Genomic DNA, 17619 nt, shown 5'->3' with positions numbered 1-17619 from the left:
GCAGGTATCGGTCAGGTGTGACACCGAGTGTCGATCAGTTTCGACACCAGGAGAACATCCGCGCAGGGGAATGTCGGCGAGTTTCGACACCGGCGGTGTGAAGACGTGGTCCTGTCAGGGGTTAGGTGGTGGGAGTGGAGACGCAGGCGGCGAGGTCCTCGCGGAGTCGGCGTTGCTGCTCATGGGACAACGGCGAGAACAGCTGCTTTTCTGCGGCGCGCACGGCAACGCTGGCCTTGCGCAGCGTCGTCTGTCCGTCCTGAGTAAGCGTGGTCGGCAGTGTTCGTCCTTGGGGCGCCTGATCAGGCCGCGTGAGCAGCTCGCGTTCTTGTAGTCGGCGAACGACGAGGTTCATCGACTGGCGGGTGACGAATGCGCGGCGGGCGAGTTCGGAGTTGGACAGCCCAGGATGCCGGCCGAGCAGTTCGAGGCATGCGTATTGGGGGACGGTCAGGTCCAGCGGCCGCAGGGCCTCGTCCATCGCGGTGCGCAGTGAGGCGTGCACCTGCTTGAGGACGTAGCCCACCGACAGTTCAAGGTCGCCAACCGTCTCTGCTTGCTCCATGTCAGCAGTCTGACATACGGTGGATGTCAGAACACTGACATGAGGGGCACAGGCATGAGTGGACAAGTCACGTACTTCGAGCTGCCGAGCAGCGACATCGCAGCGACCCAGCGGTTCTGGGGCTCGCTGTTCGGCTGGACGTTCTACGAGGGCAACTTCCCGGGTTACTCGATGATCCAGGGGCCCGAGCCGATGGGCGGCTCCCCGCACGATGACTCGTCACGACACCCGCGGATCTTCTTCGCCGTCGACGACATCGAGGCCGCCGTCGCCCGGGTACGCGAACTCGGCGGTACGGCAGAGGACCCGGTCACCATCCCATCCGGTGCGTACGCTCACTGCACCGATGTTCAGGGCGTGAAGTTCAGCCTGTCCCAAGAGGCAGGGGACCAAGCGTGAATCGCACCGATGACGGTGTGGCGGTGCAACAGGGGTCCCGTCACGCGGTGAGGCTGTTGCTTCCACTGGCGTTAGCCACTTTCGCGGTGGGTACCGACGCGTTCGTGATGGCCGGGCTCCTGCCTGCCATTGCCGGTGACCTAGGGGTGAGCGTCCCGGCTGCTGGGCAGCTGGTGACGGCATTCGCGTTGACGCTTGCTGTCGCGGCGCCGGTTCTGAGCTGGCTTCTGAGCCCGCTGGATCGCCGTAAGGCTTTGCAGCTGGCGCTCATCGTGTTCGTCCTTGGCAATGTCGCGACCGCACTGAGCCCGAACTATCCGATCGCGCTGTCGGCCCGGATTCTCGCCGCGCTCGGGGCGGCCACGATCACGGCCACCGCCTCGAGCGCAGCCGTCGCGATCACGCCCGCGGAGCGTCGGGGGCGTGCGATGGCGCTGGTCATCGGTGGATTGACCCTGTCCACCGCGCTGGGCATGCCACTGGGCAACTTGATCGGTAGCGTCGACTGGCGCCTCACGCTGTGGGCTGTGGCCGCTCTGGGCGTCGTTGCTGCGATCGGCATCTCAGTGTCGTTGCCCACGGTGGTGCTGCCCGCGACGAGCCTGACCGCCCGCCTGGCTCCACTGCGGCAGCCCAAGGTGCTCACCATCTTGGTGGCGACGCTTCTCGTGATGGCCGGCCACTACACCGTCTACACCTATATCGGCGCAATGACCGCCGAAGCCACGACAGGATCGTTCCCCCAGGCCCTCACCCTGATCCTGTTCGCCTGGGGCGACGGAGTCCTGGCCGGCAACTTCTTCGCCGGCTACCTGGTGGACAAGCGCCCGGCGCTCGGGGTCGCAATCGCCGCGCTCGCCGGCGGCACAGTGCTGCTCGCGATCAGCCCACTCACCGTGAGTCACCTGACGATCGCGTCCGTCTGGGCCGCCGTCTGGGGAGCAACTGATGGAATGGCTTCGGTGGTTCAACAACACCGGCTGATCTCGATCGCGCCGGCCTCAGCACCAATGCTCTTTGGCCTCAACTCCTCCGCAATCTACGTGGGCGTCGCGGTGGGTGGCGTACTTGGCGGCTTCTCCCAGGACTGGCTGTCGGTCACCCTGCTAGGCCTTCCCGCTGCCGTGCTGGCGGTGGTCGCCACCACAGTCACTCTCGCCGAGGGGCGAGCCGCCCAGGCGAAACCTTCGCCCGGTGCACCCGAGTACTCCCGTGATCAGCCAGCGCTTTGAGATCTCTGAGGTTGAGGTGCTGGACGAGGAACTCGCGGACAGCTACCGGAGGTTGGCGGAGGATTCCATTCGTCGCTACGGCGGTCGCTCTGCCGTCCGCGGTGCTTTGCCCGAAGCCGTGGAGGGTACCTGGCCCTCTTCTCAGCGAGTGGTCGTCGTCGAGTTCCCGGATACCGATCGGGTCAAGGAGTGGTACGCGTCTTCCAAGCATGCGGAGGCGCTTGAGGTCCGGAAGGCAGCCCCGGAACGGCGGCTTCTTCTCGTCGAGGGGGTATTTGGGTAGCGGTCGCTGTCGCCCGGCGTCGCATATGCATCCAACCTGATCGTCTTTGCTGGTCAGGCGGGTACGCCGGGCCTCCGTCATTGTCCCCCCGGCCACCTCACGTCGGATCAGACCGTGAACTCCCGGATCACCGTGTTCCGGAATACCGCCTGCCCGTCGATCGTGAACAGCGCCAGTTCTGTGTCGGACGGGTCGGGGAAAGCCTCGGTCGAGTGCACGTACCGGCCGTCGCCGACGAACATCTCGACGGACGTGCGGTCGACGAGGATACGCAGGCGGACCGTACGGGCAGACAGGTCGAAGGGCGTCCGGCTCTCCTGCCAGCGGCCGGAGGTGTCGGGACTGACGGTGTAACCGCGGTTGACGAACGCGTAGTCGCCGTAGATCCCCGCGTCGATGTGCCGCTCTCCGTCCGATGACCGCCGCAACTGGATCCCGGCGCCGACCAGTTGGTCCCAGCTGATCTCACAGGTCAGCTCGTACGCGGTACCCGTGTAGTCGAGCAGCCGCGTGCCGTCGACCGTGATGTCGCCGAGGTTCACCGTGCGCGACGCATGGTCATCCAGGGCCGCCACCGGCTGGGACGCCAGGTAGTACGTATCCGACGACGCGTGCCTCAGCCGCACCTCGCGGACGATCGAGTCGGTGCCGTTGAAGCCGTCGCACTCGATCGTGGGTGTGGTGTTCGCGTAGTCCCAGTGGTTCATCCATCCGATCGCGTACCGTGCGGCCGGGTCCAGGACCCCGTTCGCGTCACGTTTGTCGAAGGTGACCGCCGCATACCAATCCCAGCCGTGGTCCAGCCACTGGGGATCGGACGCGTCGGCGGTGAAGGTCGCGCCGTCGAAGGAACCCGTCCAGTACGCGAACGTGCTCGGCAGCCCGGAACCCTTGCCATTGGCGCTGACGCCCAGTACCCACTTCCAGGTCCCGTCGTCCGCCCTGATGCGGAACAGGTCGGGGCACTCCAGGACGCCGATGCCGCCCTTGATGAAGCCGCTGACGTACGTCCACGCCTTGAGGTCGGCGGAGTGGTAGAAGCCCACTTTGTCGTTCTCGGCAAGCGCCATCACCCACCGCCCGCGCTCCTCGTCGCGGATCACCTTGGGGTCGCGGAAGTCCCGTACGCCGGGGTTGGGGAGGACCGGGGCGGTGCCGTGATTCGTGAAGGTGCGGCCGCCGTCCGTCGAGTAGTACAGGTACTGCGCCTGGTTGATCTCGTCGGGCGCCATGGTGGCGATGACGATCACCGCGCCGGCGCCGAAGCCCGCCGTGTCGTCCGTGTCGACCACCGCCGAGCCGGACCAGACATCGCCGTTGGGGGTCGTGTCCTTCGGCACGGCGACGCCTCGGTCGGTGAAGGAGACGAGGTCGGTGCTGGTGGCCAGGCGCCAGGTGGTGCCGGCCGTCGTGCCGCCCGTCAAGTAGTCGGGGTTGTAGAGGTAGTAGTAGTGGTACTCGCCGTTGATCCAGATCGGGCGCTGCGGGTCGTTCATCCACTGATCGGGGACCGTGAAGTGGTACTCGGCGCGGTAGCTGCCCGTGCACGCGGCCGTCGCCTCGCGGGGCACCGCCACCGCCGGTCTCACGAGATCCGGCAGCAGAGCACCGGCGGCGCCGACAGCCGAGGCCGTCAGCAGCGACCGCCTGGACAGAGTCCCTCCTGGACCCAGCGAACTCCTCTTCATGCCACGCATGTGTGGCTCCCTTCCCCGACGTCGTCGTCGGGACGCGGCTCATGTGGACCGGACCGTATACCTAACTCGTTAAAGGTCAAGCCCTCGTGCACCGTCCGTCCACGTAACTTCCCATCGGCACACCTCCCTTGACAGAGCCCTGACGGGGTTCTCATCATCGGGGAACAAAACTTCGGCTAACACGAGTTAGGCACGTCGATGACCGACTCGCTCCTCCCCCGCCGGGCCCTGATGCGCTACGGCGCGTACGGCGCCGGAGCCGCCGCTCTCGCCGGTGTCGCGGCCGGCTGGGACCGCCTCACCGCCGCCGACATCCCCGGCCGCGACGACGGCTCGCTCGTCATCGCCACCATGGGCTCCGCCTTCAACCCCGAGGCGCAACGCGCCCTGCGCGACGGATTCCGCGAGGTCCACCCCGACATCAAGATCCGTATCAACCCCGTACAGGCCTACGACTGGGCGGACTTCTTCTCCAAGATCCTCACTCAGATCGCCGCGGGCACAGCACCCGACCTCGTGTACGTCGCCACCGAGGGCGTGCAGCTCTTCGCCCGGCGGCTCGGCGTACCGCTGGACGGGTGGGCGAAGCGGGATGCGGCCGAGCTGCGCGCGTACTTCGCCGACGTCCATCCCTCGCTGGTCGAGTCGATGATGTACGAGGGGAGCCTCTACCAGCTGCCGGTCGAGTTCAACGCGGCCGACATGTACCTCAACAACCGGGTACTCGAACGCGCGGGCGCCGACCTCCCCGACGACGACTGGACCCGCGACGACTTCACCGCGCTGCTGAGAGGGATGAAACGCAGCAACGGCGCCCGGTTCACCCCGTACTTCTGGACCAACCGTCTGTGGGGCGGAGTGGTCCCCTGGCTCTTCGCCAACGGCACCAACCTCCTCGCCGAGTCCAAGGCCCCCGGGGGCGACTGGCTCTGGAACTCCTTCTACCCCGAGGCGGAGCGGCGCGGCCGGGGTGGCGGCTACCGGTGGACGGCACCCCAGGCCGACTCCGACCGCGTCGCGGAGGTCTACGACTACCTCGCCTCCCTCATCCAGGAGGACCTGTGCACCCGGCCGGAGGGCGGCGACGGCCGGAACCTCGTCGGCGTCTTCTCCACCGGCCGCGTCGGTGTCACGCCCGCGGGCGGCTTCTGGGCGGGCGGCCTGCATCAGGCCGGCATGAAACCGACCGACTACGACGTCCGGTACTTCCCGCGCTGGCGCACGCGACGTCACCAGTTCGGCGCCGCCGGGTACGCGCTGCTGCGCACGTCGAAGATGCGGGACGAGGCATGGGAGTTCATCAAGTACACCGTCCGCAAGGACGCGATGACCCGGCTCTTCGCAGCCAACCAGACCACTCCGGCCCGCCGCTCCATGGTCGACGGGGCCCGCTACCGGGAGACCGGCCCGGCCCACTGGAAGGTCTTCTACGACACCCTCGACAAGATCCCCACCACCGGCCCGATCCCGGCCCCGCCGCAGGTCAACGAAGTCGAGCAGCTGCTGATCAAGCACACCGGAACCGCCCTTGCGAGCCCCGGCGCGGTGCGCCCCGCGCTGCGCCGGCTGCAGGGGGACCTGGAGAAGGCCATGGAGCGTGAAGTGTGACGAACACCGAGATCAGGCCCGTAAGACCGGAGCCCGCCCGTACCCGCACGACCCGTCAGACCCGTAAGTCGTCCGAGTCCATGGCCCCCACCGCCCGCACCCGGGGCGCCCGCCTGCTCGCCATACTGTTCCTCGCGCCCACCGTCGTCGGCATCGTCGTCTTCACGGTCGTACCGATCGTCGGCTCGGTCGTCCTCAGCCTCTTCCAGTGGGACGTGATCGAGGACCCGCGGTGGGCCGGAGGGACCAACTACCGTGAGATCCTGACCGACTCGACGGTCCTTGTCTCCTTCCGCAACACGCTAGTCTTCATGGTGCTCGCGGTCGCGCTGCAGCTGCTGATCGCGCTCGTGCTGGCGATCACGGTGAACGGCCGGATGCCCAAGTGGCTGCGGTCCGTGTTCCGTTCGGCGTTCTTCTTCCCTCTGGTGCTGTCCGCCGCGTCCATCTCGGTGGTGATGAAGTACCTGTTCAATCAGGACTTCGGCCCCGTGAACTGGCTGCTGGGCACGGTCGGTATCCCCTCGGTCCCCTGGCTGACCTCGGAGAACGGGGCGATGGCGGCCGTGGTCGTGGCGTACGTCTGGCAGCAGTTCGGCTTTTCGTTCCTGCTGTTCGTCGGCGGACTGAACAACATCCCGAGAGAGGTGCACGAGGCGGCTTCGCTGGACGGTGCGAGCGGGGTGCGCAAGCACCTCTCCATCACCCTGCCGCTGCTGTCGCCCACGCTGCTGGTGGCGTCCGTGGTCGGCATCATCAACGCCCTCCAGGTCTTCGAGCAGCCGTACGTTCTCACGGCCGGTGGTCCCGGCAACTCGACGCGCACGGTCGTGATGGTCATCTACGAGACGGCCTTCGAGCAGCTCCGCTTCGGCGAGGCGTCCGCCGTCGGCGTCCTGCTCTTCGCCCTGATCATGGCGGTTACCGCACTCCAGTTCCGGCTCAGCCGGCGTTACGTCCACTACCAGTGAGCCGGGTGAGTCAGTTGGCTTCCTCCCCTGCCTAAAGGCGGGGGATTCCAGCGGTCGCCCGCTGGGTTTCCTGCTTCACCGACGATTGCCCCGTCCGGGAGGACTCCCGTTGAGGTCTTACACCGTCTCCACAGGCAGACGCCGCCAGCCCGGCGGCCAGGATGTTGCGTGCCGCGTTCACGTCGCGGTCATGCACGGTGCCGCAGCCGCACGTCCACTCGCGGACATTCAGCGGCAGTTTCCCGCGGACCGTGCCGCAGTTCCCGCACAGCTTGGAACTGGGGAACCAGCGGTCGATCACGACGAGTTCGCGCCCGTACCAGGCGCACTTGTACTCCAGCATCATGCGGAGGTCCGTCCAGGCCGCGTCGGAGATGGCGCGCGCGAGCTTGCCGTTCTTCAGCAGGTTACGGACGGTGAGGTCCTCGATCACGACCGTTTGGTTCTCACGGACGAGACGAGTCGAAAGCTTGTGGAGGAAGTCCCGGCGCCGGTCGGCGATACGCGCGTGCACGCGGGCCACGTTGCAGCGGGCCTTCTCCCGGTTCGCCGAGCCCTTCGCCTTGCGGGACAGCTCCCGCTGCGCGCGGGCCAAGCGGGCGCGGTCACGGCGCTCGTGCTTCGGGTTGGCGACCTTCTCCCCGGTGGACAGGGTCACCAGGGATGTGATCCCGGCGTCCAGGCCGACCGCCGAGTCCGTGGCGGGGGACGGAGTGATGGTGTCCTCGACGAGCATCGAGACGAACCAGCGGCCCGCCGCGTCACGCGAGACGGTCGCCGTGGTCGGCTCCGCACCCGCAGGCAGGGGACGCGACCAGCGGATGTCCAGAGGCTCCGCCATCTTCGCCAGCGTCAGCTGCCCGTCACGCCACTTGAACGCGCTGCGCGTGTACTCGGCCGACGCACGGGACTTCTTCCGCGACTTGTACCGGGGGTACTTGGCCCGCTTGGCGAAGAAGTTCCCGAACGCCGTCTGAAGATGGCGGAGCGCCTGCTGGAGCGGGACGGAGGAGACCTCCGTCAGGAAGGCCAGCTCTTCCGTCTTCTTCCACTCCGTCAGCGCGGCGGAGGACTGCACGTAGGAGACCCGGCGCTGCTCGCCGTACCACGCCCGAGTGCGCTCCTCCAGAGCCTTGTTGTACACGAGACGAGCGCAGCCGAACGTGCGCAACAGCTCAGCTGCCTGCTCATTCGAGGGGTAAAAGCGGTACTTGAACGCCCGCTTGACCTGCTGCGTCATGTCTCACATTTTATCAGGTTCCATGTGAGCGAAAGGGTCGGGTAGCGGTCGGCGGACGCCGAACCACCCTGAAGGCGATTCACCTTCCCCTGCCCCGCTCCGCGGGAGCCACGTTTCCTCCCCAGGCTGGAGCCGGGAGTATCCACGAAGGAGAGCCCCAATGAGTACGAGTTCCCTCTCGGGTTCGACGTCGGGCTTGGCATCGGATTCGATGCCGGGTCCCCGCACGAGCCCCACCGCGTCACGCGTACGGCACGGCCTGGCGCTCTGGGCCCGGATCGCCGGCCTGGCGCTGTGCGCCCTGTTGACGCTCGGCCCGGTCATCTGGACGGTGTCGACGTCACTGCGCACGCCGGCGGAGTCCTTCGACCTGCCGCCGAAGATCATCCCCGCGGACCCCACCGTCGACGCCTACCGCGGGGTTTTCGACCAGATCGACGTCTGGCTGTACGCGCTGAACTCCACCTTGGTGACCGCGCTGATCGCGGTCGGTCAGATGATCACTGCGGGCCTGGCGGGTTATGCCTTCGCCCGCCTCGAATTCCGCTTCAAGAAGCCGCTGTTCGCGCTGGTCCTGGCCACGATGATGGTTCCCTTGCAGGTCACGATCGTCCCGGTCTTCCTGGAACTGAAGGCGATGGGTCTGACCGACACCCTGCTCGGCCTCATCGTCCCGGCCTTCCCGACGGCCTTCGGCACCTTTCTGATGCGTCAGTACTTCCTGGGCATGCCGAAGGATCTGGGCGAGGCGGCGATGATCGACGGCGCGGGCCCGTGGCGCGTCTTCCGGTCCGTGTACGCCCCCTTGGCGGCACCCGGTCTCGCCATCGTCGGCGTACTGGCCTTCAACTACCACTGGAACGAGTTCTTCCGGCCGCTGATCCTCGAAACCTCCACCGAGAACCTCACGCTGCCACTGGGCCTGGTCTCCCTCCAGGGCAACCTCGGCACCGGCTCGGTCTCCGTCGTTCTCGCCGGAGTCGTTCTCTCCATGATTCCCGCCGTCGTCGTGTTCGTCGTCGGCCAACGCCCTCTGCGCGAGGGCATCACATCCGCAGGAGTCAATCGTTGAGTTCCGTGAGCCGGTCGACCGACGCCCACAGCCCGCGCTTCCGGGTCCGCCCGCCGGCCAACTGGATGAACGACCCGAACGGGCCGTTCCGCTGGGGCGGTCGATACCACCTCTTCTACCAGCACAACCCCGACGCCCCCGTCCATGCGAACGTCCACTGGGGCCACGCCTCCAGCCCCGACCTCGCCCACTGGGACGACCACGGGATCGCCCTGCGGCCGACGCCCGGCGGCCCGGACGAGGCGGGCTGCTGGTCCGGCTGCGTGGTGGACGACGGTGGTGTACCGACAGCGGTGTACTCCGGGATCGACCACGACCGCCAGGCCCTGAGCGCGATCTGTCTCGCCGTGGCGGAGGACGATGGCCTTCAGGAGTGGAAGCAACTGCCGGTGCCGGTGGTCGTCGGCCCGCCACCCGGCCTGGACGTGACGATGTTCCGGGACCCGTTCGTCTTCCGCTTCGCCGGACGCCGCTGGGCGCTGGTGGGTTCCGGCCACGCCGACGGCACCCCATCCGTCCTGGTGTACGACTGTGAGGACCTGTACGCATGGCGGTTCGCCGGGGTCCTGCTGGACGGCCGGGACGCGGCGGCGGCCCGCGCCTTCGGTACGCGGGCGATCGGCTGGGAGTGCCCGCAGATGTGGGAGACCGCCGGGGGTGACTTGGTGCTGGCGGTGGCGCTGTGGGACGGCGACCCGCTGAGCACCGCGTACCTTACGGGGCATCTGGTGGAGGAGGGGGACGGCGGATTGAGGTTCCTGGCCGGTACGGGCGGCCCTCTGGACCTCGGCCGTGACTTCTACGCCCCCTCCGTCCTCCAGGACACGGAGTCCGGCCGCACCCTGCTCTGGGGCTGGTCCTGGGAGTCACGCCCTCGCGAGGACGTGGACCGCGTGGGCTGGTCCGGAGTTCTCACGGCGCCACGCGTGGTGGACACCCATGAGGACGGCACGCTGCGAGTCGCACCGGCCGCGGAGCTCGAACTGCTTCGAGCGGCCGTCCCGTTCACGTCCGCACCCGGACCGCACCCGCTCCCCCTCTCGTACGATCTGCTGGTGACCGCCCGGTCGGCGGCGAACGTGAGTCTGCTGCGGGCCGCGTCCGGAGCCGAACTGACCGTGCGACTCGACCCGGTGTCCGGCGTGGTGACCCTGGACCGCACGGCCTGGCCACGCTCCCGCCCGGACGGCACGGCCCCCCTTATCCTGCCGACCCCGCCGGGCGAGACCCTCACCGTACGGATCCTCGTGGACGGCTCCCTTCTGGAACTGTTCGCGGGCGACCGGGCGATGGCCACGGAACGGGTGTACCGACGCGACGACGACGTCGCGGAGCTGGCCGTGTCGGGGACGGACGTCGAGGTCACGGGCTGGGCGCTGGCCCCACCGAGCCCCGCATGACGACGGGGCACTCCAGCCGCCGGGTGGTGAGGGGCGGCGAGGTCCCGCTGTCGATGGCGTCCAGGAGCAGGCGGGCGGCCGTCTCTCCCATCGCGCGATGGGGCAGCGCGACCGTGGTGAGGGGCGGGCTGAGGAATGCGGCCATGTGCTCCTGGTCGTCGTAGCCGACGACGGACAGATCGGCGGGCACATCAAGGCCCAGGCGCGCGGCAGCGTGGAGGACGCCCGCGGCGACCCGGTCGTTGTAACAGACGATCCCCGAGGGCCGCCGGTCGGCGGGAACACGGTCCAGCAACCGCAGCGCTCCCTCGTACCCGGCGGCGATCTCCCCTCCCGTCCGCAGGATCCAGTCCTTCTCGGCGGTCAGCCCCACCGCCCGCAGCGCGTCCCGGAAGCCGCGCAGCCGCTCTGCGGTTGCGATGTCGTCCAGACCACCCACCACAGCGACACGGCGGTGGCCCGCGTCGAGGAGGACGCGCGCGGCGCTGCGGCCACCGGCCCGCTCGGCGGGGATGACGGCCGGGAGGGAGCCGTCCTCGGGGAGACAGTTGGCGAGCACGGCGAACGTGCGGTGCAGCCCTTCGGGGACTCGGGCGCGGCGCAACGACAGCGCGGCGTAGATGATCCCGTCGACCCTCCGGTCGAGCAGTTCGGCGACGGCCGCGTCCTCGGTGACCGGGTCCTGCCCGGAGTCGACGGTGAGCACCAGATGCTCGCTGTTCCACGCCATGTCCATGGCCCCGCGCAGCAGCCGCCCGGCGAACGGCGATGTGGCGATCTGGTCCGTGACCAGACCGATCACGGCGGTACGACGTCGGCGCAGGCCACGGGCGACCGCGTTCGGCCGGTAGCCGAGCTGTGCGGCTGCCTTGCGGATCTTCTCCTGCGTCTCGGCGGAGAGGTTGCCCTGGGCACGCCCGTTGAAGACGAAGGACACGGCCGTGTGCGACACCCCGGCAAGCCGGGCGACATCCCGCGAGGTCGCCCGCTCAGCCCCGCCACCCCGCGTCTTCTCGACCCCGCCCATGCCTCGTCCCCGCCGACTTTGCCTGATCAGGCAAAGCCTACCCGCGGGAGATGTTGCGGAGCCCGCCGCCGCAGACCGCATGGGACACCGCGGTGGAACAGCCGCCGGCCTCGGCACGCCGGGGTGCAGGTCGTCGTGCGACCGTGGACGTCCAACCGCCGTCCCTCGGCTTCTCGGTGTGGTCGGTCAAGGCAGGATCTCGACGTACCCGTCGGTTCCGTGCACGCGGATCCGCTGCCCGTCCCGGATCAGCCGGGTGGCCTGCTCCACGCCGACGACGGCCGGCAAGCCGTACTCCCGGGCGATCACTGCGCCATGGGTCATCAGGCCGCCCACCTCCGTCACCAGGCCCGCGATCCCGACGAACAGCGGCGACCAGCTGGGGTCCGTGAAGGTCGTGACCAGGATGTCGCCCGCTTCGAGATCGGCCTCCGCCATGTCAAGGATGACGCGGGCCCTTCCCTCGATGGTCCCGGCGGAAACCGGTAGGCCGATCAGGGCGCCGGCCGGCACGTCGTCGCGCCGGTACGCCCCGGTGACGGCCTCACCGTCCGATGTGAGCACCCGGGGCGGTGTGAGTGCGTGGTACGACCGGAACGCGTCCTTGCGCTGCTGGATGAGCTGGTCGTCCACCTGGTTCGAGCGTACGACGTCGTGGAGTTCCTGGAACGTGAGGTAGAAGATGTCCTCCTTCGCCGGAAGCACGCCTGCCTGCACGAGGCGCTCGGCCTCCGCCAGCAGGGCCTGCTTGTAGACGAAGTAGCGGCTGACGATGCCGTACTTCGGGTACTCCCGGTACCCGATGAAGGTTCGGACCCGGTCGATCATCCGCTTGGTCTCGTCGGCTTTCCGGCCCCCGTCCGGCAGGGCCCGCAGGCGTGACAGCACGTCCTGTTCCTTCTTCTGCGCCTTCTGCCGTCCTTGCTCGAAGTGCCGCTCGGCGGCGCCCGGTTCGAAGTTCCTGACGTTGTCGAGGATCACGGGCACGAGCGTGGTGGGGCGCTCGCGCCAACGTGGTCTCGTGATGTCGATCTCGCCGACGCAGCGCATGCCGTACCGGTCGAGGTAGGTCTCGATGGCGTCGCGCGCTTCGGTCCCGCCCGCGAGCTTCGCCAGCTCGTCCAGGAAGTCCTCGTCCTCGACGTACTCGACGCTCTGCAGGAACGCCACCACCTCCGGATGCGGGCGGATCACATCCGCGACGTCGAGCAGCACCAGTCCCATCTCCGAAGTGACGTTGTCGGGGGCGGACAGCGTGAGCGTGTCAGCCGCGTTCTTCTCCCCCAGCCACTCCTGCAGCTTGTCGTTGAGCCACCATGTGGCCTCCATCCCCGCCGTGATCGCCTGAAGGTTCGGCGGATCACTGAGGACTCGCTTGTGCTCCTCGAAGGCCTCCAGCAGGAAGTCGAACAGCGCCGGTCCGGTCTTCGTCCGGATGTCGCGCTCCAGGGCGGCGATGGACGCCCGACTGCGCTCGATCAGCTCTGCGACGAGGGCCGGATCGGTCTCGATCGGGGCGGACGCACCGCTGGTGGGGGTACCTCCCTGGCCCCCCGGGCCTGGGGGAGGCCCGCCGGGACCCGCGTCCGGGAGCGACGGGAGGAAATCGTCGCGGTCGAGGACGGTCTCCAGCGCGTTCCTGACCAGCGGATCGCCTCTCCCCATGACGTCCAGGAGGCCGGCGCGGCTCGCTGGCGAGGCCAGGCGCCGGGTGACGTCGACGAACAGCCTCCCACCGGCCTCGTGCATCGGCGCCATGGCCGTCAGCTGCCATATGGAGAGCCCCAAGGGCTTCATGGGGTCGGTCATCATCTGCTGATGGCCGACGGAGACGTAGACGTGATTCTCCTGGTCGCCGGTCTCGGGGATGGGGAACAGCGTCGTGATCGGCCGGCTCTGAACGATCCGGAAGCCATCGTCGACCAGGCACCATTCGATGTCCTGCGGGCGGCCGAAGTGCGCTTCGATCCGCTGCCCGAGCTGCACGAGTTGCATGACCTGCGCATCCGTCAGCGCCGGCTGCTCCTGCCGCTGCGAGTCGATCACTACTTCCTGCGTACCGCCGGCCGGCAGGGCGCGAACGGCACGCTGTTTGGCGGCGATCGACTTGGCGACGACTTCGCCGTGTCGGACCTTGAAGACGTCCGGGTTCACCAGGCCGGAGACCGATGCCTCACCGAGGCCGAAGCCGGCGTCCACGGTGGCGACCTTCCGGTTGCCCGTGACGGGGTCGGCCGTGAACAGGATGCCGGCCGCATGCGGGAAGACCATCTGCTGCACGACCACGGCCATGTGGACCGCACGGTGGTCGATGCCGTTCCGCCGTCGGTAGGTCACGGCCCGCTCGGTGAACAGCGAGGCCCAGCACCGGCTGACGTGCTGGAGGATCGCCGTCGGCCCCACGACGTTCAGGTACGTGTCCTGCTGGCCGGCGAAGGAGGCCGTCGGCAGGTCCTCTGCCGTCGCGCTGGACCGTACGGCGTAGGCGGCTTGTTCGCCGAGCTGGGCGAGCGCGCCGGTGATCGCCGCCGCGAGATCGCCCGGGACAGCGACCCCCTCGATGGTCCGGCGAATCTGCGCGCTGAGCGTGCGGATCGCCTCCCGGTCGTCCGGGTTCAAGCGCGACAACTGATCGAGCCGATCGTCGATCGACGGCGCTTCCGCCATGATCCGCCGGAAGGCGTCCGTCGTCACGCAAAAGCCACCCGGCACGCGGATGCCTTCGATCCGCGACAGCCCGCCCAGTTGCGCGCCCTTGCCGCCAACGACCGCGACCTGCGCCTCGTCAAGCTCTTGAAGATCCAACACGTACTGCTCGATCATTGCGCTACCTCCGCGGCCGCCGTCCTCCGTTGCACTGCGGTGGCCGATCGAACAACCGGCGCCTCCAACTCTGCCGAACCTCGTGTCGGGCACGTCCTCACGCCTGGTGGCCTTCCCTCTGACGAGTCGGCCGGCCGCTCCGCCCTCTTGGGCGGCGCGCACCCCTCCACCTCCGCGCCGAGCACCCGCAACTGCACTGCCGGTCCCACCGCTGGTTCGACGTCACCGCGTCCCTCATACGTCGACAACAACTCACGCACGTCGTTCCCCCATTGCCGCAGGTTGTGGCATCGGCCGACGATTCTGCTCCGTGACCCGGGTCTTGCGGCAAGTCCCCCAGCGCGCTATACGTTGAGAGTGGCAAGGAGAGAGCTCTCCTTGCCTTTTCCTTTGCCGACTCTGCCGACCGGTGCCGAGGCCGCCGAGGGCGGGCGCGCGCTCAGGGGCCCGGTCGTGGTCCGGCTGCCTCAGTCCGGTTCCATGTAGGGGCGGCGGAAGACCGGGGCCTGGCTGGTGCCCCATAGGCGTACGGCTGCCAGGGCCTGGGCGACTGCGGACTCCAGCGGACCGCTGGTGTCGATCGCGACCGCTTCGGGCCACGGCGCTTCCCCGGCCGCCATGGCGGTGGCCACGTCGAGGTCGGCGTCGGACGGTCCGGCGGTGCGGGTGCTGAGGCGGGCCGCTGACACGTCGTCCGGCACGTGGCAGTGCAGGGCCACCAGGTCGGCGCTGGTACGTTCGGCCACCCGCAGTGCCGCCTCGCGCTGTCCCGGATCGGACCAGGTGGCGTCCAGCACGACGGACTCGCCGGAGGACAGCAGGGTGGCTGCGTGGTCGAGCAGGGTGGCGTAAGTCCTGGCTGTCCACTCCGGCGTGTACAGGCCCTCGCCGTAGTCGGCGGCAGCGGACTGCTCCGCGGGGATACCCGCCAGCTCCTTGCGGAGGCGGTCGCTGCTCAGCAGCGTGACCCCCAACCGGTCCGCCAGTGCACCGGAGAGGGTGGACTTCCCGCTGCCCGGCAGTCCGCCCACAAGCGTCAGGCAGACGGCGGAGGTGCGCAGGTGACGCAGCGCAGCCGCGGCCAGCCGTCGTGCCGCCCCCTCCGCGCCAGGCGCGCCCTGGCGTGCCTGGATCAGGGAGACCTTGACGCGGACGAACGCGCGATAGGCGACGTAGTGATGCCGCAGGGAAGAGGGCGCGGAGTCGCCGGAGTACTCGCTGTACTGGGCGAGAAAGTACGCCGCGGCCTCCGGGGCGCCGAGCTGTTCCAGGTCCATGGCGAGGAAGGCGGCGTCATCCAGGCCGTCGACGTAGCGGAGTTGATCGTCGAACTCCAGGCAGTCGAGGATACGGGGGCCGTCGGCGAGGCAGAAGATGTCCTCGGCGAGCAGATCGCCGTGGCCGTCGACCACCCGCCCCTGCTCGATACGGGAGTCGAACAGCCTTCTGCGGCCGGCGAGATAGCGGCGTACCAGCCGCTCGATCTCCTCCACTCCTTCGGGAACGAGACCCTCGGCGGCCATTGGGCGGACCTGCGCGAAGCCGGCCTCCCAGCGCGAGGACAGCGCGTCCCGCGTGCCCTGTTCAGCCACCTCCCGGCCGCGGGGCGCCTTCGTGTGCCACGCGGCGAGCTGCCGTGCCACGGCCCGGAGGACGTCATCGACAGCGGCCCCCTCTCGTACCAGCCGGGAGAGGCGGCGGTCCGCAGGCATGCGGCGCATCACCACGAGCGGTTCGGGCGCCTCAGCACCGGGGGTGTGGATCTCGCCGAGGCCCGGATAGACATCGGGGGCGAAGCGGCGGTTGAGGGCGATCTCGCGCTCGCACGCGACCCGGCGAGCCGTCACCGTCGTGTAGTCCAGGAATCCCAGGTCCACCGGCTTCTTGAGCTTGTAGGCGCGATCGCCGGCGAAGAACACGATGGCGGTGTGCGTCTCGCACACGTCCGCCCGCGGCTCCGGCGGTGCCGACTCCCCGCGGGCGCCACGCTCAGTCATGAGAAGCGGACCAGAAGCATTGCATGGCGACGTCCTCCGTCGCGAAGGAAACCGAAAGTGACGGTAGATCTCTCTCAGTCGAGGAATACCCCAATCCCCTCCGCGGCGCATGTGGACGGTGGCGGAGGGACAGGAAGCGTCTGCCGGACTTTCGGCCCTGCGACCGAAGCCGCTGCCGTTCGATAATGGAATCGACGGACCAGCGACCCTCTGGAGGCTGGCTGTGAGTTCACAGCACTCGCCGTACGCATCCGAGCCACTGCGCCGCGCACGGACCGGTGTCACTTTCTCGCACGGCCTGACCTCAGAACAGTCCGTATCCAGTCCACATCGTTCCGTAAGCAGGTGAGGAGAGAGTCATGGCACGCACCACGGAATGGAAGGTTCGTCTCGACCTCTTCGAGGACGACGAGGGAGCGACGAAGGCAGACGTAGTACTGGACACCGGCGCCACAGCGCTCACCGGCCATGGATCCGCGCACTGCCACCCGGCGGATACAAACGTGCCGGAGATCGGCGACGAACTGGCGGCGGGCAGGGCCATGCGCGACCTCGCCCAGCAGCTGCTGAACATTGCCGAGCGCGACGTCCAAGGCGTAGGCGCACCCCGGCCGAGGGACCGCCAGGTCACCGGATGGCTCACGTGACGACCTCGGCACAGGTAAATCAGCCCCGTCCCGACCGCTTGTAGCGGGACGAGCCGTGGGCGCCGCTGGCCAGCGTCGAGGAGACCGAGGACGCCTACCTGGTGGAACCGGAGCTCCCGGCATGGGGAAGGACCAGATCACCGTGGAGGTCGCCGACGTTGATCTCGATGTCCACGGTGAGTCACGCAGCGGGAACGCACCGAGCAGCCCGCAGCCGCACCCGCGGCATCGGGCGGTTCGGCTGCCGCATGATTGCCGCCGACCCCCGATGCCGAGCACATCAGCGCGGAGCTGACCAGCGGGATCCTCACAATGAGCGCCCCCAAGGCCGAGAAAGGGAAGGCGCAGCGCATGGAGATCACTGACTGAGTCGGAGCGGACCGGCCCCTGAACCGGGACATCCGCCGAGGGCGCCCCGCCGGTCGGTCCGCTCCCCCTCGCCTCCGACGGGTCGAGCAGTAGTGACGAGTTCGGTCAGACGGCGAAGTGGACGTTCGCCGCGCCTTCGATGGAAGAGCCACGACGCCGCGAAGATCCTTTCCCAGGGCCCGTCGGCCGACCAGCGTCTGTGTGAAGTAGGCCGTCAACGAGGTGCCTCTTGCGGGGTCCTTTCCCGACGGACCCTTCCCGAACGACGACGAGATCCTCGACAGAGTCG

15 protein-coding genes are annotated in these 17619 nt (G+C 68.5%); 9 read left to right on the top strand and 6 right to left on the bottom strand.

Annotation, left to right across the window (positions count from 1 at the left end; translation table 11 throughout):
- Positions 1 to 121: 121 nt before the first annotated feature.
- A complete protein-coding gene (locus ACTWQF_RS09190; protein WP_443278693.1) occupies positions 122 to 565 on the bottom strand; it encodes a MarR family winged helix-turn-helix transcriptional regulator in 444 nt (147 codons plus the stop codon).
- 54 nt (positions 566 to 619) lie between these two features.
- Here ACTWQF_RS09190 and ACTWQF_RS09185 point away from each other — a divergent pair, with 54 nt between their 5' ends.
- Genes ACTWQF_RS09185 through ACTWQF_RS09175 form a run of 3 tightly spaced genes read left to right on the top strand, consistent with a single transcriptional unit; the run spans position 620 to position 2479 of the window.
- Positions 620 to 964 (top strand): VOC family protein, encoded by a 345-nt coding sequence (locus ACTWQF_RS09185; protein ID WP_443278692.1) that lies wholly within the window; start codon positions 620 to 622, stop codon positions 962 to 964.
- Entirely contained in the window at positions 961 to 2196 is a 1236-nt protein-coding gene (locus ACTWQF_RS09180) for an MFS transporter (RefSeq protein ID WP_443278691.1), read from the top strand. The genes ACTWQF_RS09185 and ACTWQF_RS09180 overlap by 4 nt, the downstream gene beginning before the upstream one ends.
- On the top strand, positions 2177 to 2479 hold the full coding sequence (locus ACTWQF_RS09175; RefSeq protein WP_443278690.1) for a DUF1330 domain-containing protein: 303 nt from the start codon (positions 2177 to 2179) through the stop codon (positions 2477 to 2479). Before ACTWQF_RS09180 ends, ACTWQF_RS09175 begins: the two co-directional genes overlap by 20 nt.
- Positions 2480 to 2586: 107 nt before the next feature.
- Here ACTWQF_RS09175 and ACTWQF_RS09170 read toward each other — a convergent pair whose 3' ends face one another.
- Complete coding sequence (locus ACTWQF_RS09170; RefSeq protein ID WP_443278689.1) at positions 2587 to 4176, bottom strand: glycoside hydrolase family 32 protein; 1590 nt, start codon at positions 4174 to 4176, stop codon at positions 2587 to 2589.
- A 198-nt stretch (positions 4177 to 4374) separates the two neighbouring features.
- Here ACTWQF_RS09170 and ACTWQF_RS09165 point away from each other — a divergent pair, with 198 nt between their 5' ends.
- Together ACTWQF_RS09165 and ACTWQF_RS09160 are read left to right on the top strand one after the other, a co-directional pair.
- Complete coding sequence (locus ACTWQF_RS09165) at positions 4375 to 5784, top strand: extracellular solute-binding protein (protein WP_443278688.1); 1410 nt, start codon at positions 4375 to 4377, stop codon at positions 5782 to 5784.
- Positions 5781 to 6755, top strand: a complete 975-nt coding sequence (locus tag ACTWQF_RS09160) for a carbohydrate ABC transporter permease (RefSeq protein WP_443278687.1) — start codon at positions 5781 to 5783, stop codon at positions 6753 to 6755. The genes ACTWQF_RS09165 and ACTWQF_RS09160 overlap by 4 nt, the downstream gene beginning before the upstream one ends.
- 31 nt (positions 6756 to 6786) lie before the next feature.
- Here ACTWQF_RS09160 and ACTWQF_RS09155 read toward each other — a convergent pair whose 3' ends face one another.
- On the bottom strand, positions 6787 to 7995 hold the full coding sequence (locus tag ACTWQF_RS09155) for an RNA-guided endonuclease InsQ/TnpB family protein (RefSeq protein ID WP_443278686.1): 1209 nt from the start codon (positions 7993 to 7995) through the stop codon (positions 6787 to 6789).
- 211 nt (positions 7996 to 8206) lie between these two features.
- On the opposite strand from ACTWQF_RS09155, the gene ACTWQF_RS09150 reads away from it, so the two are divergent.
- Entirely contained in the window at positions 8207 to 9067 is an 861-nt protein-coding gene (locus tag ACTWQF_RS09150) for a carbohydrate ABC transporter permease (protein WP_443278954.1), read from the top strand.
- A gap of 5 nt (positions 9068 to 9072) precedes the next feature.
- Complete coding sequence (locus tag ACTWQF_RS09145) at positions 9073 to 10467, top strand: glycoside hydrolase family 32 protein (RefSeq protein WP_443278953.1); 1395 nt, start codon at positions 9073 to 9075, stop codon at positions 10465 to 10467.
- Here the strand turns inward: ACTWQF_RS09145 and ACTWQF_RS09140 are convergent.
- From ACTWQF_RS09140 to ACTWQF_RS09130, 3 genes are all read right to left on the bottom strand, one after another.
- Positions 10430 to 11494, bottom strand: coding sequence for a LacI family DNA-binding transcriptional regulator (locus tag ACTWQF_RS09140; RefSeq protein WP_443278685.1), 1065 nt, complete (start codon positions 11492 to 11494; stop codon positions 10430 to 10432). The two genes, ACTWQF_RS09145 and ACTWQF_RS09140, sit on opposite strands and share 38 nt — an antisense overlap.
- A gap of 186 nt (positions 11495 to 11680) precedes the next feature.
- The gene (gene rph / locus ACTWQF_RS09135) at positions 11681 to 14317 is read right to left on the bottom strand and encodes a rifamycin-inactivating phosphotransferase (RefSeq protein WP_443278684.1); all 2637 of its coding nucleotides are present in this window, start codon (positions 14315 to 14317) and stop codon (positions 11681 to 11683) included.
- Positions 14318 to 14784: 467 nt separating this feature from the next.
- A complete protein-coding gene (locus tag ACTWQF_RS09130) occupies positions 14785 to 16314 on the bottom strand; it encodes a bifunctional aminoglycoside phosphotransferase/ATP-binding protein (RefSeq protein WP_443278683.1) in 1530 nt (509 codons plus the stop codon).
- Positions 16315 to 16673: 359 nt separating this feature from the next.
- Between ACTWQF_RS09130 and ACTWQF_RS09125 the strand changes: the two genes are divergently transcribed.
- Together ACTWQF_RS09125 and ACTWQF_RS09120 are read left to right on the top strand one after the other, a co-directional pair.
- Positions 16674 to 16961, top strand: a complete 288-nt coding sequence (locus ACTWQF_RS09125; RefSeq protein WP_443278682.1) for a DUF1876 domain-containing protein — start codon at positions 16674 to 16676, stop codon at positions 16959 to 16961.
- 252 nt (positions 16962 to 17213) lie between these two features.
- On the top strand, positions 17214 to 17330 hold the full coding sequence (locus ACTWQF_RS09120; RefSeq protein ID WP_443278681.1) for an Hsp20 family protein: 117 nt from the start codon (positions 17214 to 17216) through the stop codon (positions 17328 to 17330).
- Positions 17331 to 17619 lie beyond the last annotated feature (289 nt).

The organism is Streptomyces sp. 8N114, from assembly GCF_052245835.1.
Lineage (GTDB): Bacteria > Actinomycetota > Actinomycetes > Streptomycetales > Streptomycetaceae > Streptomyces.
Note: the sequence above shows the minus strand (reverse complement) of the source record. Positions and strands in the feature narration are given on the sequence as shown.

Excerpts from the sequence above, each read along its gene's own strand:
- ACTWQF_RS09150 (WP_443278954.1), top strand. The coding sequence starts at position 8,207 with ATGCCGGGTCCCCGCACGAGCCCCACCGCGTCACGCGTACGGCACGGC.
- ACTWQF_RS09190 (WP_443278693.1), bottom strand. The coding sequence starts at position 565 with ATGGAGCAAGCAGAGACGGTTGGCGACCTTGAACTGTCGGTGGGCTAC.
- ACTWQF_RS09165 (WP_443278688.1), top strand. The coding sequence starts at position 4,375 with ATGACCGACTCGCTCCTCCCCCGCCGGGCCCTGATGCGCTACGGCGCG.
- ACTWQF_RS09170 (WP_443278689.1), bottom strand. The coding sequence starts at position 4,176 with ATGCGTGGCATGAAGAGGAGTTCGCTGGGTCCAGGAGGGACTCTGTCC.
- ACTWQF_RS09185 (WP_443278692.1), top strand. The coding sequence starts at position 620 with ATGAGTGGACAAGTCACGTACTTCGAGCTGCCGAGCAGCGACATCGCA.
- ACTWQF_RS09125 (WP_443278682.1), top strand. The coding sequence starts at position 16,674 with ATGGCACGCACCACGGAATGGAAGGTTCGTCTCGACCTCTTCGAGGAC.
- ACTWQF_RS09130 (WP_443278683.1), bottom strand. The coding sequence starts at position 16,314 with ATGACTGAGCGTGGCGCCCGCGGGGAGTCGGCACCGCCGGAGCCGCGG.
- ACTWQF_RS09155 (WP_443278686.1), bottom strand. The coding sequence starts at position 7,995 with ATGACGCAGCAGGTCAAGCGGGCGTTCAAGTACCGCTTTTACCCCTCG.
- ACTWQF_RS09140 (WP_443278685.1), bottom strand. The coding sequence starts at position 11,494 with ATGGGCGGGGTCGAGAAGACGCGGGGTGGCGGGGCTGAGCGGGCGACC.
- rph (WP_443278684.1), bottom strand. The coding sequence starts at position 14,317 with ATGATCGAGCAGTACGTGTTGGATCTTCAAGAGCTTGACGAGGCGCAG.